Origin of the sequence: Pseudomonas sp. NBB (assembly GCF_032701105.1) — a bacterium.
Classification (GTDB): domain Bacteria; phylum Pseudomonadota; class Gammaproteobacteria; order Pseudomonadales; family Pseudomonadaceae; genus Aquipseudomonas; species Aquipseudomonas asiatica.
In genome coordinates, this window is record NZ_CP103994.1 from 2,902,165 (window position 1) to 2,917,884 (window position 15,720).

Genomic DNA, 15,720 nt, shown 5'->3' on the forward strand with positions numbered 1-15,720 from the left:
AATACGTGGAGCCATCGTAATGCCAGAACACCGCATTTACCGTGCTGTGAAACCACAGTGCTGCCTGCTTGCCTGCGCCATCGGCCTGCTCACGCTGCCCGCCGCCCAGGCGTTCGAAGTCGATACCGGTAATGAAAACTGGGCCGTGCGCTTCGACAACACCGTCAAGTACAACTACGGCGTGCGCACCGAAAGCGCCGACAAGCGCATGCTGGGCACGCCCAACAGCAACGACGGTGACTACAACTTCCGCAAGGCCGGCACCAACATCACCAACCGGGTCGACTTGCTGACCGAACTGGATGTGGTCTACCAGGGCAACACCGGGTTCCGCGTCAGCACCGCCAGCTGGTACGACAAGGCCTATGACAACACCGGTTCCAACAGCAACCCGTTCGTCAACGGCAACGGTGACCAGTCCGGCATCAACCCCAGCCTCAATGGCCTGCCCGGCACCGGTGTGCCGCTGGGCAGCCCGCACCTGAGCAACTACGCCCAGCGTTACTACAGCGGCCCGTCCGGTGAAGTGCTGGATGCCTTCGTGTTCTTCAGCCGTGAAGTCGGCGAGGCCTCGCAGGTCAGCGCCAAGCTGGGCCAGCACAACCTGTTCTGGGGTGAAACCCTGCTCAACCCGGTGCATTCGCTGAGCTACGGCCAGTCGGGCCTCGACCTGGCCAAGCTGGCCGCTTCGCCGGGCACCGAGGCCAAGGAGCTGTTCGTGCCGCGCAACCAGCTGTCGACCTCGTTCCTGGTCAACTCTGAACTGACCCTGGGCGCCCAGTACTTCTTCGACTGGGACGCCGCCCGCCTGCCCGAAGCCGGTACCTACTATGGCGGCTCGGACGTGGTAGGCGAGGGCGCCCAAAGCTTCCTGCTCGGCCACACTGGTACCCCGGGGTTGATCCCGGTGCGCGGTGCGCTGACCACCATCCGCCGTGGCCATGACCTGAACCCAGGCAAGAGCGGCGACTGGGGCATTATGGCCAAGTGGTCGCCTGAGTGGCTGGGCGGCACCCTCGGCTTCTACTACCGCAAGACCTCCGAGATCCTCCCGCAGGCCTGGCTCGACGCGCGCGGCATGACCGTCGCCAACGGCCCGTTCGGCAACCCGCCGGGCAGCCGCCAAGGCGCAGTCGGCAACCTGTACAACTCGCTGCAAAGCACTACCTACCAGTTCGCCTACTCCGACGACATCGACATCTATGGCCTGAGCCTGTCCAAGGATGTAGGCGGCATCAGTGTCGGCAGCGACTTGAACATCCGCCACAACATGCCGCTGGCGAGCATCCCGGCAATCGTCAGCGCCCCCGGCCAGGGTGGCCTGGGCGGCGGCTTCGGCCTGCTGCCGGCACGCCTGCCCAGCAGCGGGGTGATCTACGACGTGCCCAAGGATGGCGACGGCCTGAGCGCCACCGGCGACACCTTGCACTGGACCTTGAACGGCCTGATGACCATTGGCGATACGCCGCTGTTCGATTCGGCAACCCTGCTTGGCGAGCTGTTCTACAGCAACCTGCTCAAGCTCGATAGCCACAACGAGGCCTTGTACAAGGGCAAGAGCAGCTACCGCGGCATCGACAAGGCCACCCGCGACAACTGGGGCATCGCCGTCAACTTCACCCCTACCTGGTACCAGGTGCTGCCGGGCATGGACCTGAGCATGCCGCTGTCGGTCAACGTCGGCCTCGACGGCGTGTCGCCGGTGCAGGGCGGTGGCGCCGAGAACACCGGCAACTATGCGGTGGGCGTGAGCGCCGCGATCTACAACCAGTACTTCATCGACCTCAAGTACGTCGACAGTTTCGGTGAGACCAAGGCCTGCAAGGACGGCCAGACCGACGGCAGCACCCCCAACGCCCTGGACGGCGAACAGGATTACACCTGCTACGGCGGCGGCTACGCCTCCTTCTCCGGCGGTGGTGCCACCACCGAGGACCGTGGCGCCCTGTACCTGACCGTCAAGACGACCTTCTGAGTCATGTTTCCTACAGCCTACACAGGAAGACAACCATCATGAATTTCGTACGTACCCTGCTGGCCTCGTGCCTGTCGCTGGCCGCCCTGAATGCTGCCCAGGCCGCCGTTTCCACTGACCAGGCCGCGCGCCTGGGCACCAGCCTGACCGCCATCGGCGCGGAAAAGGCCGGCAATGCCGATGGCTCCATCCCGGCCTACCAGGGCGGCCTGCTGACGCCGCCAGCCAGCTACCAGAGCGGCGCCAGCATGCGTCCCGACCCGTTCGCCAGCGACAAGCCGCTGCTGGTCATCGATGGCAAGAACGCCGAGCAGTACAAGGGCCAGCTGACTGCCACCACCCTGGAACTGCTCAAGCGCTACCCCAGCTACCGCGTCGATGTATACCCGACCCACCGTAGCGTGGCGCTGCCGCAAGCGGTACTGGACAACACCCGCAAGAACGCCACTGCCGCCAACAGCAAGGAGGGCGGTACGGCGGTGGACAACGTGCTGCCGGGTATCCCGTTCCCCATTCCGCAGAACGGCGCCGAGGCCATGTGGAACTTCCTGCTGCGCTATCAGGGCGTGAGCATGGCTGCCAAGTACGACTCGTGGAACGTCGACGCTGCCGGCAAGCCATCGCTGTCGACCACCGGCCAGGCCAATATCAGCTACCCGATCTACGAGGACATGACGAAGCCGATCGGTGCCAAGGACACTTACTACCAGATGAAACTGGTGTACACCGGGCCCGCACGCCGTGCAGGCGAAGCGATGATGCTGCGCGATGCCGCCAACCCGCTGGTGCAGCCACGCAGTGCCTGGCAGTACCTGCCGGGCCAGCGCCGGGTCAAGCTGGCACCGAACCTCGCCTACGACACGCCCAACCCGGGCACTTCGGGTTCGGGTACCTACGATGACGTGTTCGTCTTCAACGGTGCGCTGGACCGCTACGACTGGACCCTGGTCGGCAAGCAGGAAATGTACGTGCCGTACAACACCTACCAGCTGACCTACAACACCGACGTCAAGCAGGTGATCACCCCCAATCACCTGGCGCCGCAGTTCGTGCGTTGGGAGAAGCACCGGGTGTGGGTGGTGGAAGGCAAGCTCAAGGACGGTGCGCGCCATATCTACCACAAGCGCCGCTTCTACCTCGACGAAGACAGCTGGATCGCCCTGGCCTCGGACCAGTACGACGCCCGTGGCCAGCTGTACCGCGGCTCGTTCGCCTTCCTCACCCAGAGCTATGACAAGCAGACCCCGGACGCCACGCCGTTCATGATCTACGACCTGATCGGCGGCACCTATAACCTCAATGGCGTGGTCGGTGCCTACGGCGGCATCCGCTATATCGACCCGCTGTCGAAAACCCAGTGGTCGCCCGAGTCGCTGGCCGGCAACGGCATTCGCTGAACGCACGGAGCAGAGGTGGCAATGTCTGTCTTCAAACGATGCAGCGTGGTGGTTCTGGCTTTGGCCGCGCTGCAGGGCGCGGCCCAGGCTGCGCCCTTCACCGATGTGCTGGACCTGCCCGCCAGGCCCAGCGCCCTGGTCGCCAGCAGCGCCTTGCGCGATGTCACCCTGTCCGGCCAGCGCCTGGTCGCGGTGGGCCCGCGAGGGCACATCCTGTACTCCGACGATCACGGCGCGCACTGGCAGCAGGCCCAGGTGCCGGTCAGCGCCGACCTGAATGCCGTGAGCTTCGCCACGCCCGAGCTGGGCTGGGCGGTTGGCCACGATGGCGTGGTGCTGCACAGCCGCGATGGTGGCGTGCACTGGCAAAAGCAGCTGGATGGCCGGGCACTGGCCGAACAACTGCCGGGCACGGGTAGCGACAATGCCTTGCTCGACGTGTGGTTCAGCGATGCCCGCAATGGCTATGCGGTCGGCGTGTTCAACCTGCTGTTGCGCACCGTTGATGGCGGCGAGCACTGGCAGCCCTGGCTCGACCACAGCGATAACCCGCAAGGCCTGCACCTGACCAGCCTCGCCGCGGTGGGTGACGAGCTGTACATCACCGGCGAGCAAGGCCTGCTGCTGAAGCAGGACGGTGAGCGCTTCAGCCGTGTCCAGACACCCTACGCCGGCACACTGTTCGGTGCTGTCGGCAAGCCTGGCGTACTGCTGGTCTACGGCCTGCGTGGGCATGCCTACCGCAGCACCGATGGCGGCCGGCAATGGCAACCGGTCAGCACGGGTGTGAACACCAGCCTCACCGCCGCCGGTGTCGACCGGGACGGCCAGCTATGGCTGGCCAGCCAGGCTGGCGACCTGCTGCTCAGCCGGGATGATGGCGCCAGCTTCAGCCCGGTGCCGCAAAGCGCCCGTGGCCCGGTGACCGCGCTCGCCACCGATACCGGCAACGGCCTGGTACTGGTCGGCGAGCGGGGCGTGCGCAACCAGCCCGGTAACCCCACGCTGCACCCATAACAAGAGAAGACCCTGATGGCCGCTACCCGCCAAGACACCCTGCCGGTAATCCGCAACCTCGACGATTTCGACCCACGCTCGGGCAATTGCCTGGAGCGCCTGGTGTTCAACCATCGCCTGCCGTTCCTGCTGTGCATGCTATTGGCGACCCTGGTGCTGGGCTACATGGCGCTGACCCGCCTGGAGCTGCGCCCCAGTTTCGACAAGATGCTGCCGCAGAGCCACCCCTACATCCAGAACTACCTGGAAAACCGCCCATCACTGCGTGGCCTGGGCAACGCGGTGCGGGTGGTGGTGGAGAACACCCAGGGCGACATCTTCGACCCGGGCTACCTGCAGACCCTGCGCCACATCAACGACGAGCTGTTCCTCAGCCAGGGCGTGGACCGGGCCTGGGTTAAGTCGCTGTGGAGCCCGGCGGTGCGCTGGACCGAGGTGACCGAGGAGGGCTTCCAGGGTGGCCCGGTAATGCCCGACGGCTACCAGGGCGCTGCGGGTGACATCGAGCAACTGCGGCAGAACATCGAGCGCGCCAACATCGTCGGCAGCCTGGTGGCGCGCGACTTCAAGTCGAGCATGCTGGTCGTGCCGCTGCTCGACCAGGATTCGGCTACCGGCAAAGGCCTCGACTACCACGCCTTCTCGCAGAAGCTCGAACAACTGCGCAGCCAGTACCAGGCCAGCGGCCAGTACCGCATCCATGTGATCGGCTTCGCCAAGCTGATGGGCGACCTGATCGACGGGCTGATCCAGGTGATGGCGTTCTTCGCCCTGGCGGTGCTGACCAGCCTGCTGATCATCTACTGCTACACCCGTTGCGTGCGCAGCACCCTGCTGGTGGTGCTGTGTTCGCTGACCGCGGTGGTGTGGCAGCTGGGCATCGTCGCCTGGCTGGGCTACGCCATCGACCCGTATTCGATCCTGGTGCCATTCCTGATCTTTGCCATCGGCGTATCCCACGCGGCGCAGAAGATGAACGGCATCCTTCAGGACATCGGCCGTGGCACTCACCGCCAAGTGGCAGCGCGCTATACCTTCCGCCGCCTGTTCGTGGCCGGGGTGACTGCGTTGCTGGCGGATGCGGTGGGCTTTGCCGTGCTGATGCTGATCGACATCCCGGTGATCCAGGACCTGGCGATCACCGCCAGCATCGGCGTGGCGGTGTTGATCTTCACCTCGCTGCTGCTGATGCCGGTGGCGCTGTCTTATGTTGGTGTTGGCCGCAAGGCTGCCGAGCGGGCCCTGCATATCGACGCCCGCGCAGCCCAGCACCGAGGTTTCGGCCGGCTGTGGGACCTGCTCGACCGCTTCACCGAACGCAAATGGGCCAGCGTCGCACTGCTGGTGGCGCTGGCCCTGGGCGCCCTTGGCATCTGGGGCAGCCTGCAACTGAAAATCGGCGACCTCGACAGCGGTGCCCCCGAACTGCGCGCCGACTCCCGCTACAACCTCGACAACGCCTACATCACCCAGCACTACGCGCTGTCCAGCGACACCTTCGCGGTCATGGTCAAGACCGCGCCGGAAGGCTGCCTGCAATACCAGACGCTGGTGCTTGCCGACCGCCTGGCCTGGGAGCTGCAGCAATTGCCGGGTGTGCAGACCACCGTGTCGCTGGCCAATGCCGTGCGCCAGATCACCGCCGGCACCTATGAAGGCAACCCGCGCCTGAACAGCCTGCAGCGCAACCAGGACGTGCTCAACTACGCCGCCCAGCAGGCCTCGGTCAACGCCCCCGAGCTGTTCAACAACGACTGCTCGCTGATGCCGGTAATCGCCTACCTCAAGGACCACCGCGCCGACACCCTAGCCCAGGTGGCCGCCGTGGCCGAGCGTTTTGCGCAGGCCAACAGCAGCGCCGAACAGCAGTTCCTGCTGGCCGCCGGCAGCGCCGGCATCGAGGCCGCCACCAACGTGGTGGTCCGCGAGGCCAACCACCGCATGCTGTTGCTGGTGTACCTGGCGGTCACGCTGTTCTGCCTGTTCACCTTCCGTAGCTGGCGCGCGACGCTGGTGGCGATCCTGCCGCTGATGCTCACCTCGGTGCTGTGCGAAGCGCTGATGGTAGCCATGGGCATTGGCGTCAAGGTCGCCACATTGCCGGTGATCGCCCTGGGCGTAGGTATTGGCGTGGACTACGCGCTGTACCTGCTCAGCGTGCAACTGCACTACCAGCGCGCCGGGTTGAGCCTGGCCCAGGCCTACCAGAAAGCCGTGGCCTTCACCGGCCGGGTGGTCGGGCTGGTCGGCATTACCCTGGCGGCCGGTGTGGTCGGCTGGGCCTGGTCGCCGATCAAGTTCCAGGCCGACATGGGCCTGCTGCTGACCTTCATGTTCCTGTGGAACATGCTCGGTGCGCTGGTGTTGATCCCCGCCTTGTCGCATTTCCTCCTGCGTGGCCAGGCCGCCCCGGCGCCTGCCGAGGCCCCGGCCACGTCGCTTCCGCAAACCCAAGAAACCGAGTGTTCGCCTCATGTCTGATTACCTTCCGCCACTGCGCGACATGGATTTTCTGTTCAACGAAGTGTTCGACATCCCGGCCTGGTGGGCGCAAACGCCCGCGCTGGCCGAGCAGGTCGATGGCGACACAGCCCGGGCCGTGCTCGAACAGGCCGGCCGGCTGATTGCCGAGGTGGTGGCGCCGCTCAACCGCAGTGGCGACGAGCAGGGCTGCCGCTGGGAGGCCGGCCAGGTATACACCCCCGATGGCTTCGCCGACGCCTACCGGGCATTTGCCGCGGATGGCTGGGTGGGTGTGGCCGGTGCCCCGGAATATGGGGGCATGGGCATGCCGAAAGTGATCGGTGCCCAGCTCGAAGAAATGCTCAATGCCGCCAACCTGTCGTTCGGCCTGTACCCGATGCTCACGGCCGGAGCCTGCCTGGCGCTGCTCAACCATGCCAGCGAGCCGTTGAAGGCGCTGTACCTGCCGCCCATGTACCAAGGGCGCTGGACCGGTTCGATGTGCCTGACCGAGCCGCACGCTGGCACCGACCTGGGCCTGATTCGCACCCGCGCCGAGCCGGTTGCCGATGGCCGCTACCGCATCAGCGGGACCAAGATCTTCATCACTGGCGGTGAGCAGGACCTGACCGAGAACATCATCCACCTGGTGCTGGCGCGGCTGCCGGATGCGCCCGCCGGGCCCAAGGGCATATCGCTGTTCCTGGTGCCCAAGGTGCTGGTTGACGCCGACGGCGTGCTGGGCGAGGCCAATGCGGTGAGCTGCGGGTCGATCGAGCACAAGATGGGCATCAAGGCCTCGGCCACCTGCGTGATGAACTTCGACGGTGCAATCGGCTACCTGGTCGGCGAGCCGAACAAGGGCCTCAACGCGATGTTCACCATGATGAATTACGAGCGCCTTGGCGTAGGTATCCAGGGCCTGGCCCTGGGCGAACGCTCCTACCAGGGCGCCATTGCCTATGCCCGTGATCGCCAGCAGGGCCGTGCGCCGACGGGGGCCGAAGCGCCGGGGCAAGCCGCTGACCCGATCGTCGTCCACCCGGATGTGCGGCGCATGTTGCTGACCATGAAAGCGCTGAACGAAGGCGGGCGGGCCTTCTCTACCTATGTGGCACTGCAGCTGGACCTGGCCAAATACAGCGAGGCCCCGGTCGCACGCGCCCAGGCCGAGGCCAAGGTGGCATTGCTCACGCCAGTGGCCAAGGCCTTCCTAACCGACATGGGGCTGGAAACCACCGTGCACGGCCAGCAGGTGCTGGGCGGTCATGGCTATATCCGCGAATGGGGCCAGGAGCAGTTGATCCGCGACTGCCGCATTACCCAGATCTACGAAGGCACCAATGGCATCCAGGCCCTCGACCTGGTGGGGCGTAAACTGTTTGCCGATGGCGGCCAGGCCTATCGCAGCGTGTCCGATGAAATTACTGCCTTTGTCGAGACGCTGCCCGCGGCGTGCGCCGAGTTCGGCGCGCCGCTGCTGGCTGCCGTGCGCAACCTCGACGAGCTGACCGCCTGGTTGCTCGATCGGGCCCAGGGCAACCCGCGTGAGCTGGGCGCGGCGGCGGTGGAGTACCTGCAGGTGTTTGGCTACACCTTCTACGCCTACCTGTGGGCACGCATGGCCGTGGTTTGCCAGTGTCATGCGGCTCCCGAGCCGTTCCACCTGAGCAAGCTGGGCACCGCGCGTTTCTACTTTGCCCGCCTGCTGCCGCGCATTCATTCGCTGAGCGCCAGCGTCAGGGCCGGTAGCGACAGCCTGTACCTGCTCGAGGCCGGGCAACTGTGAAGGCCGCCGACATGATCACCACTCGCATCATGCCTGCGGCCGAGCAGGCCTACGCCTATCCGCTGCTGATCAAGCGCCTGCTGCTGTCGGGCGTGCGCTACCAGCCCAACCAGGAAATCGTCTACGCCGACAAGCTGCGCTACACCTACACCACGCTGCTCGAACGCATCCAGCGGCTGGCCAATGTGCTGACCGCCGCCGGGGTCAAGCCTGGCGACACCGTGGCCTTGCTCGACTGGGACAGCCATCGGGCCCTTGAATGCTTCTTCGCCGTACCGATGCTGGGTGCGGTGCTGCACACGGTAAACGTACGGCTGTCCACCGAGCAGGTGCGCTACACCATGAACCATGCCGAGGACCGCCTGGTACTGGTGCATGACGACTTCCTGCCGTTGATGGCGCAACTGCGCGATGACTTGCCGACGGTCGAGGGTTTCATTCGCCTCGGCGAAGGCGGCCCGGCAACGCAAGATGTGCCGTTGCTGGGTGAGTACGAAGCGCTGCTGGCGGCTGCCGAGCCACAGTTCGACTTCGCCGATTTCGACGAGCACTCACTGGCCACGCTGTTCTACACCAGCGGTACCACCGGCAACCCCAAGGGCGTGTACTTCAGCCACCGGCAACTGGTGCTGCATACCCTGGTCGAGCAGGGCACCCTGGCTGCCTGCGGCGAGGTGCCGCTGCTGCGCAGCGGCGACGTGTACATGCCCATTACGCCGATGTTCCATGTGCATGCCTGGGGCGTGCCCTATGTGGCCACGGCACTGGGCATCAAGCAGGTCTACCCGGGGCGCTACGAGCCCAACCGCCTGGTGCGCCTGTACCGCGACGAGGGCGTGACGTTCTCTCATTGCGTGCCCACGGTGCTGCAGATGATGCTCGACAGCGAGGAAGGGCGCCGCGCCGACCTGAGCGGTTGGAAGATGCTGCTGGGCGGCAGCGCCCTGACCCTGGGCCTGGCGCAGCGTGCCAGCGAGCGCGGCATCAGCGTGCATTGTGGCTACGGCATGTCGGAAAGCTGCCCGCTGCTCAGCATCACCCACCTGAGCGCCGAGCTGCTGGCACTGCCCATGGCGCAACAACTGCCGCTGCGTATCGATGCTGGCGTGCCGATCGCCCTGGTGGACCTGCGCATCGTCGACGCTGAAGGCATTGATGTGCCCCGCGACGGCGAGAGCCTGGGTGAAATCGTGGTGCGTGCACCGTGGCTGACCCAGGGCTATCTGCACGAACCGGAGCAGGGTGCCGCGTTGTGGCTGGGGGGCTGGATGCATACTGGCGACCTGGCCTGCATCGACCCTGCGGGTGTGGTGCGCATTCGTGACCGGATCAAGGATGTGATCAAGACCGGAGGCGAGTGGGTCAGCTCGGTGGCGCTGGAAAACCTGATCAGCCAGCACCCGGCAGTCGCTTCGGTGGCAGTGATCGGCATCCCGGACCCGCAGTGGGGTGAGCAACCCTTGGCCTTGGTGGTCCGTTGTGACGGAATGCAGTTCGACCAGGCGGCATTGGCAGGGCATCTGCAGCCGTTTGTCGACAGCGGGCACCTGAACAAATGGGCGATACCGCGGCAGTTGCGTTGCGTGGAGGAGATCCCCAAGACCAGCGTTGGCAAAATCGACAAGAAGCGGATCCGCCAGGCATTTCTCTGAATGCAGGCAGGGCCGGCTGATGGCACCGGCTACGCCGGTGTTCGCGGGCGCGCCCGCTCCTACAGGTATGGCGTATTCCTTCAGCTGGTGGGGCCCCTGTGGGAGCGGGCATGCCCGCGAAGCAGGCGACGCGGTGGATGGCACCGGCTGCGCCGGTGTTCGCGGGTAAACCCGCTCCCACAGGTACAGCGTATTCCTTCAGCTGGTGGGGCCCCTGTGGGAGCGGGTTCACCCGCGAAGCAGGCGACGCGGTGGAGGGCACCGGCTACGCCGGTGTTCGCGGGCGCGCCCGCTCCTACAGGTATGGCGTATTCCTTCAGCTGATGGGGTCCCTGTGGGAGCGGGCATGCCCGCGAAGCAGGCGACGCGGTGGATGGCACCGGCTGCGCCGGTGTTCGCGGGTAAACCCGCTCCTACAGGTACGGCGTATTCCTTCAGCTGGTGGGGCCCCTGTGGGAGCGGGTTCACCCGCGACGCAGGCGACGCGGTGGAGGGCACCGGCTACGCCGGTGTTCGCGGGCGCGCCCGCTCCTACAGGTATGGCGTATTCCTTCAGCTGATGGGGTCCCTGTGGGAGCGGGCATGCCCGCGAAGCAGGCGACGCGGTGGATGGCACCGGCTGCGCCGGTGTTCGCGGGTAAACCCGCTCCTACAGGTATGGCGTATTCCTTCAGCTGATGGGGCCCCTGTGGGAGCGGGCATGTTCTGCGAAGCAGGCGACGCGGTGGAGGGCACTCTGGTCCGGGCAATATGCCGACGCCGATGTTCCGCTTGCGTGATTGCCTGAGCAAGAAAGCGGATGCAGGCAGAACTGGGGATGCGTACAGTAGGTTGATCGCAACCTGGCAGGAGCCTGCTTATGTCCAGCGCATTCACCTTCATGCAGTCACCCGTCGGCACCTTGACCCTGGTAGCCCGTGGCGAGTGCCTGACAGCCGTACTCTGGGAAGAGGAGCGGGAAAACCGCGTGCGCCTTGGTGCCCTGCACCGTGATGACCAGTGCCCGGTACTGCTGGAAACCGCTCGCCAGCTCGGCGAGTACTTTGCCGGCAAGCGCCAGCGCTTCGACCTGGCGCTGGATTTTGCCGGTACCGAATTCCAGCGTCAGGTGTGGGCTGCGCTGTTGGCGATTCCGTTCGGCGAAACCCGCAGCTACAGCGACATCGCCCGACAGATCGGCAACCCCAGCGCGGTGCGTGCGGTAGGCGCCGCCAATGGCCGCAACCCGATTTCGATCATCGCCCCGTGTCATCGGGTAATCGGTGCATCTGGCAGCCTGACCGGCTTTGCCGGTGGCCTTGCGGCAAAGCAGTACCTGCTGGCGCTGGAAGGCCGGCAAAGCCTGGCATTGGACCTGTAGATGTCAGCAGAACCAGCTGGCGGCCAGGCAGACCAGCAGGGCCAACGCCGAGCCGGCCATCAGGGTGTACTGCCGATGGGCCCGGCGCGCATGTGGCTTGACTGCACGCAGATATTCGCCGGGTGTCGGCGCATCAGGCCGGTGGCGCAAACCCTCGGCTACATCGGCCAGTTGCCCATGGATGAGCAGCCCCGTCAGGTAATAGGTACAGGCGTAGCTCAGCAATGCCAGGAACAGATAGATCATGACGGGTGCGGGGCCAAGGACACCGCCATGGCACTGGCGCTGGCGGTGTTCAGCACGATCAGCCCTTCGCTGTGGTCGTCCAGGCTGGCCAGCAAGCGCCCCTGGCTGTCCCACGCCGCCGAGCCGCCAGCGCCGATGAAGGTGTCGGCCGGCCCCACGCAGTTGGCCAGCAACACTGCCATGCCCAGCTCTCGAGCCACCTCGGAGTAGTGCAAGTAACCCTCGCGAATGCCCTTGGCAGTTTTCGCCACACTGACCAGGTACAGGTCGGCGCCGTGTTCCCGCGCGGCTGCCGCATGCGCCATGAACATCGATTCGTAGCAGATCGCAGGCGCTACCCGGTGCGCGCCCACCTGCAGCAGCAAGGCTTGATCGCCTGGGGTGAACCAGGGCAGTTCATCATCATGCAGGCGCCGCTTGGCATAGGCCTGGCGCGGTACACCGGGGCTGAGGATTGGCATGCCGATACGAATGCCATCAGGGGTCGGCAGTGGCAGGCCCGCTGCGACAGTGATACCAAACCGGTCGCAGGCTGCCTGCAGCGGGTCCAGCCGTGCCGAACTGACTGGCAGGGCGGCCTGGCGCGCTAGGGTTGGCTCATAGCCGGTCAGCGACAGTTCGGGAAATACCACCAGTTCGGCACCAAGGGCCGCGGCCTGTTCGATGCAGGCCAGGTGGCGTTCGAGGTTGGCTTGCACATCGCCCTTGAGCGACGCCAGTTGCACGGCGCACAACTTCATAAAAAGCCCTTCCCTGGTTCAGGTTGAAGGGCCGAGCATACTACCGGCACCAACGCCTGTACCAGTGAAGGGATTTTCAGGATGCCGGGTGGACGGCGAAACGCTGGCGGAACCAGTCGTCGAGCATGGCCTTTTCGGCATACAGGCGGTCGCTGCTGCTCGTGACCCGGCCCGGGCGGCTGAGGTACATCTTGTCGCTGACCCTTTCCTGCGCCTGCTGGTCGGGTTTGCCCGGTTGGCTGAGGGTGTAGCTGAGGTCGATGGTCGGCCAGGTGATTTCGCGCATGAAGCGTACATCGTAGGCCTGGCTGTGCCAGGGCTCGAAACGCCCGGCCAGGTCGATGTCGCGAATGTCGATGACCAGTTGCTGGCCAGGTTGCAGGTAGCGTTGGCCAAGCTTCTGCAGGTACTGGGTCAGGGTTTTCATCACATAGGCGTCGGCGCCACGCTCGTACCCGTGGCTGTCGAGGCTGGCATCGCGGAATTTTTCCGGATGGTCGAAACGTACCTCGACCTGCGCGGCCGGGGCACCTTGTGCCATGCTGTCCAGAGACAGCGCCATGAGCACGGCACACACGAGGGCGGTACGCATGATGCACCTCCGGGGCAGATTGTGTGTGCCTCCATTTTACCCCTGGCATGGCGGCACCAGCAGAGGAAGATTGTAATGGCACGGTTTCGGCGTCTGATTGCCAACCTGCGTGGGCGTGACCTGGCGGTGGGCGATATCCATGGTCACTTCCAGCGCCTGCAGCAATGCCTGGATGGGGTGGGGTTCGATCCGGCCGTGGACCGCCTGTTCAGTGTTGGGGACCTGGTCGACCGTGGCCCGGACAGCGAGGCGGCGCTGGATTGGCTGGCGCAGCCCTGGTTCCATGCCGTGCAAGGTAATCATGAGGCCCTGGCGATTACCCGCGTGCGCGGCGGGCGGCTCGATCTGGACATGTATCGCGCCGCCGGGGGGGGCTGGTTTCTGGACCTGCCGAGGGCTCGGCAGTTACGTTTCGTCGAGCGCTTCGAGCAGCTGCCGATCGCGATAGAGGTTGAAAGCGCGGCCGGCCTGGTAGGCCTGCTACATGCCGACAGCCCGTACGCCGACTGGACGGTGTTGAGGACCTGGCTGGAACTGGATGACGACCCGCAGGTACGGGAGGTGTGCCAATGGTCGCGGCGGCGCCTGAAGGTAGGCGATACCGCGCCCGTGCAGGGCCTGCGTGCCTTGTTGGTGGGCCACACACCGGTGCTGGAGGCCAAGCTGCTTGGCAACGTCTGGCACCTGGACACTGGCGGCTGGGCCAGTGGCCATTTCACCTTGATGGACATGCGCACCCTGCAACTGGTCAGCCCCAGGCCAGGTGAAACAACAGTGCCATAGCCAATAGCACCAGCATGGCCCCGGAGGCCCGTTCCAGCCAGGGCAGGCTGCGGGCGAAGCGCCGCAGCACCAGCGAGTTGCCGATGGCCACGGCAACCAGCAAGTCCCACAGCAGCACAATGCTGAACATCCACAGGGCACAGGTTGCTTTCCAGGCAAAGCTGGCGCTGGCGACCATGCTGACCAGGCTGGCATAGAACAGCGCATTCTTGGGGTTGAGGATGCCGGACAGGAACCCCATGCCCAATCCCCGCCACCACCCATGGGCGGTCTGTTTGCCAGCGACTGTGCCCAGGCTGGTTTGCCCGGCATGGCGCAGGAACAGGGTGCCGATGTACAGCAGGTAGCCGGCGCCGGCCAGTTGCAGGGCGGTGAACAGCAGGCTGCCTTCCTGCAGCACCGACAAACCGGTGAAAGCCATGGCGATGAACACGCCATTGGCCAGGGCGATACCCAGGCAGGCGCCGCTCGCGACGCGCCAGCCAGCGTTGACCGAAGTGCGTGCGACCAGGAAGAAGTCCGGGCCGGGAGAGAGCAGGGCGAGGAAGTGGGCGAGGGCGATGATCAGGAACTGTTGCATTGGGGTGAGGCTGCTCTGGAGGAAAAGCCTGACTCTGCCCTTCGGCGCTCATGCCGTATTGAACAATATTGCAGGCCCATTGCCGGGGCTGCTGCGCAGCCCTTTCGCGACACAAGGCCGCTCCCACATTGAACGGCGTACGCAGCACCTTGTGGGAGCGGCCTTGTGTCGCGAAAGGGGCGCACAGCGCCCCCATGGTCTCAGAGGCTGTGCAAGTCCCGATACTGCCCCGGTGTCACCCCCACATGGGCCTTGAACACCCGCTGGAAATGGCTTTGGTCGGCAAAACCGAGCCGATAGGCCACCTCCGCCAGGGCCTGCCCTTCACCCAACAATTGGCGCCCACGGTTGACCCGGGCATTGAGCAGGTAGGCATGCGGCGTAAACCCGGTGGCCGCGCGAAATGCGCGAATCAACTGGTAGCGCCCAAGCCCGGCCTCCCGCGCGAGTACCGCCAGGCTCAACTGCGCCGGGTCCTGGCCTTCGATGTGCGCAATCAGCCCACTCAACGCGGTCACCCCCAGGGCCGGTGCCGGTGCCAGCGGCGCGTGCCTGGCAAAGTCCAGGTCACCCAGAAAGGCAATCAGCGCGGCATCCTTCTCACCATTGCTGGCGTTGGAAAACAGCAGACTGTTCAGTTCGCAGAACTGCCGATACACCTCCGGCACCTGGCAGATACGTGCCGGCTCGCCGGGCCCGGCACCATCCAGCCCGGACTCCAGGTGCAGCTGTGCCAGCCAGTCGGCATCCACATGCAGCATCTGGTAGCTCCACGCCTGCCCGGGCTCGGGGTTGCAGGCATGTACCCGGCGGGCCGGGACCAGCACCAGAGTGCCAGGCGTCAGGCGTTGCTGGCCGTTGCCGGCACCGGTGAAATGACTGTGGCCGGCATCCACCACACCGATGGAAAACGTTGGGTGGCTGTGGGCCTTGTAGCAGGCGCGGCTATGGCAGGCGCGGCGGCTTTCGACATGCGGCAGGGCCGGGTCGCGCCACAGCGCGGCATGGGAACGGGGCATCACAGGGTCCTCGATATGCCCGGCAGCTTATCAGGCGCCGCGCACCCATACAGTTTTTTCCACTGGCTGTAACTTGACCACCAGGCCAGCTAACCGCCGAAATAGGC

General features: G+C 65.4%; 13 protein-coding genes. 8 read left to right on the plus strand and 5 right to left on the minus strand.

The genetic code is table 11. From position 1 onward, the window contains the following. Window positions 1–19 precede the first annotated feature (19 nt). From NY023_RS13680 to NY023_RS13710, 7 genes are all read left to right on the plus strand, one after another. A complete protein-coding gene (locus NY023_RS13680) occupies window positions 20–1,975 on the plus strand; it encodes a DUF1302 domain-containing protein (protein ID WP_013972538.1) in 1,956 nt (651 codons plus the stop codon). A 38-nt stretch (window positions 1,976–2,013) separates the two neighbouring features. Beyond that, window positions 2,014–3,372 carry a DUF1329 domain-containing protein gene (locus tag NY023_RS13685; protein WP_013972539.1) on the plus strand — a complete coding sequence of 453 codons (1,359 nt, stop codon included), beginning with the start codon at window positions 2,014–2,016 and terminating at the stop codon, window positions 3,370–3,372. A 21-nt stretch (window positions 3,373–3,393) separates the two neighbouring features. Continuing rightward, on the plus strand, window positions 3,394–4,389 hold the full coding sequence (locus NY023_RS13690; protein ID WP_044047033.1) for a WD40/YVTN/BNR-like repeat-containing protein: 996 nt from the start codon (window positions 3,394–3,396) through the stop codon (window positions 4,387–4,389). Between the two features lie 15 nt (window positions 4,390–4,404). After that, entirely contained in the window at window positions 4,405–6,870 is a 2,466-nt protein-coding gene (locus NY023_RS13695) for an efflux RND transporter permease subunit (RefSeq protein WP_013972541.1), read from the plus strand. Further along, window positions 6,863–8,641, plus strand: a complete 1,779-nt coding sequence (locus NY023_RS13700; protein WP_013972542.1) for an acyl-CoA dehydrogenase C-terminal domain-containing protein — start codon at window positions 6,863–6,865, stop codon at window positions 8,639–8,641. The genes NY023_RS13695 and NY023_RS13700 overlap by 8 nt, the downstream gene beginning before the upstream one ends. 11 nt (window positions 8,642–8,652) lie before the next feature. Next, window positions 8,653–10,293 (plus strand): fatty acid--CoA ligase, encoded by a 1,641-nt coding sequence (locus NY023_RS13705; protein ID WP_024087054.1) that lies wholly within the window; start codon window positions 8,653–8,655, stop codon window positions 10,291–10,293. A gap of 859 nt (window positions 10,294–11,152) precedes the next feature. Next, window positions 11,153–11,653, plus strand: a complete 501-nt coding sequence (locus NY023_RS13710) for a methylated-DNA--[protein]-cysteine S-methyltransferase (RefSeq protein ID WP_003258793.1) — start codon at window positions 11,153–11,155, stop codon at window positions 11,651–11,653. Between the two features lie 3 nt (window positions 11,654–11,656). Here the strand turns inward: NY023_RS13710 and NY023_RS13715 are convergent, their stop codons facing one another. The 3 genes from NY023_RS13715 to NY023_RS13725 all read right to left on the minus strand — a co-directional run bounded on the left by NY023_RS13715 (window position 11,657) and on the right by NY023_RS13725 (window position 13,231). After that, window positions 11,657–11,899 (minus strand): hypothetical protein, encoded by a 243-nt coding sequence (locus NY023_RS13715; protein ID WP_013972544.1) that lies wholly within the window; start codon window positions 11,897–11,899, stop codon window positions 11,657–11,659. Continuing rightward, a complete protein-coding gene (locus NY023_RS13720; protein ID WP_013972545.1) occupies window positions 11,896–12,639 on the minus strand; it encodes a carbon-nitrogen hydrolase family protein in 744 nt (247 codons plus the stop codon). The genes NY023_RS13715 and NY023_RS13720 overlap by 4 nt, the downstream gene beginning before the upstream one ends. A 76-nt stretch (window positions 12,640–12,715) precedes the next feature. Further along, on the minus strand, window positions 12,716–13,231 hold the full coding sequence (locus NY023_RS13725) for a DUF3016 domain-containing protein (RefSeq protein WP_015270245.1): 516 nt from the start codon (window positions 13,229–13,231) through the stop codon (window positions 12,716–12,718). A 75-nt stretch (window positions 13,232–13,306) separates the two neighbouring features. Between NY023_RS13725 and NY023_RS13730 the strand changes: the two genes are divergently transcribed. Further along, the gene (locus NY023_RS13730; RefSeq protein WP_013972547.1) at window positions 13,307–14,014 is read left to right on the plus strand and encodes a metallophosphoesterase; all 708 of its coding nucleotides are present in this window, start codon (window positions 13,307–13,309) and stop codon (window positions 14,012–14,014) included. Here NY023_RS13730 and NY023_RS13735 read toward each other — a convergent pair. Both NY023_RS13735 and NY023_RS13740 read right to left on the minus strand, forming a co-directional pair. Beyond that, a complete protein-coding gene (locus NY023_RS13735; protein ID WP_013972548.1) occupies window positions 13,980–14,594 on the minus strand; it encodes a LysE family translocator in 615 nt (204 codons plus the stop codon). The genes NY023_RS13730 and NY023_RS13735 overlap by 35 nt on opposite strands. 200 nt (window positions 14,595–14,794) lie before the next feature. Beyond that, window positions 14,795–15,613 (minus strand): helix-turn-helix transcriptional regulator, encoded by an 819-nt coding sequence (locus NY023_RS13740; protein WP_044047034.1) that lies wholly within the window; start codon window positions 15,611–15,613, stop codon window positions 14,795–14,797. Between the last annotated feature and the right edge of the window lie 107 nt (window positions 15,614–15,720).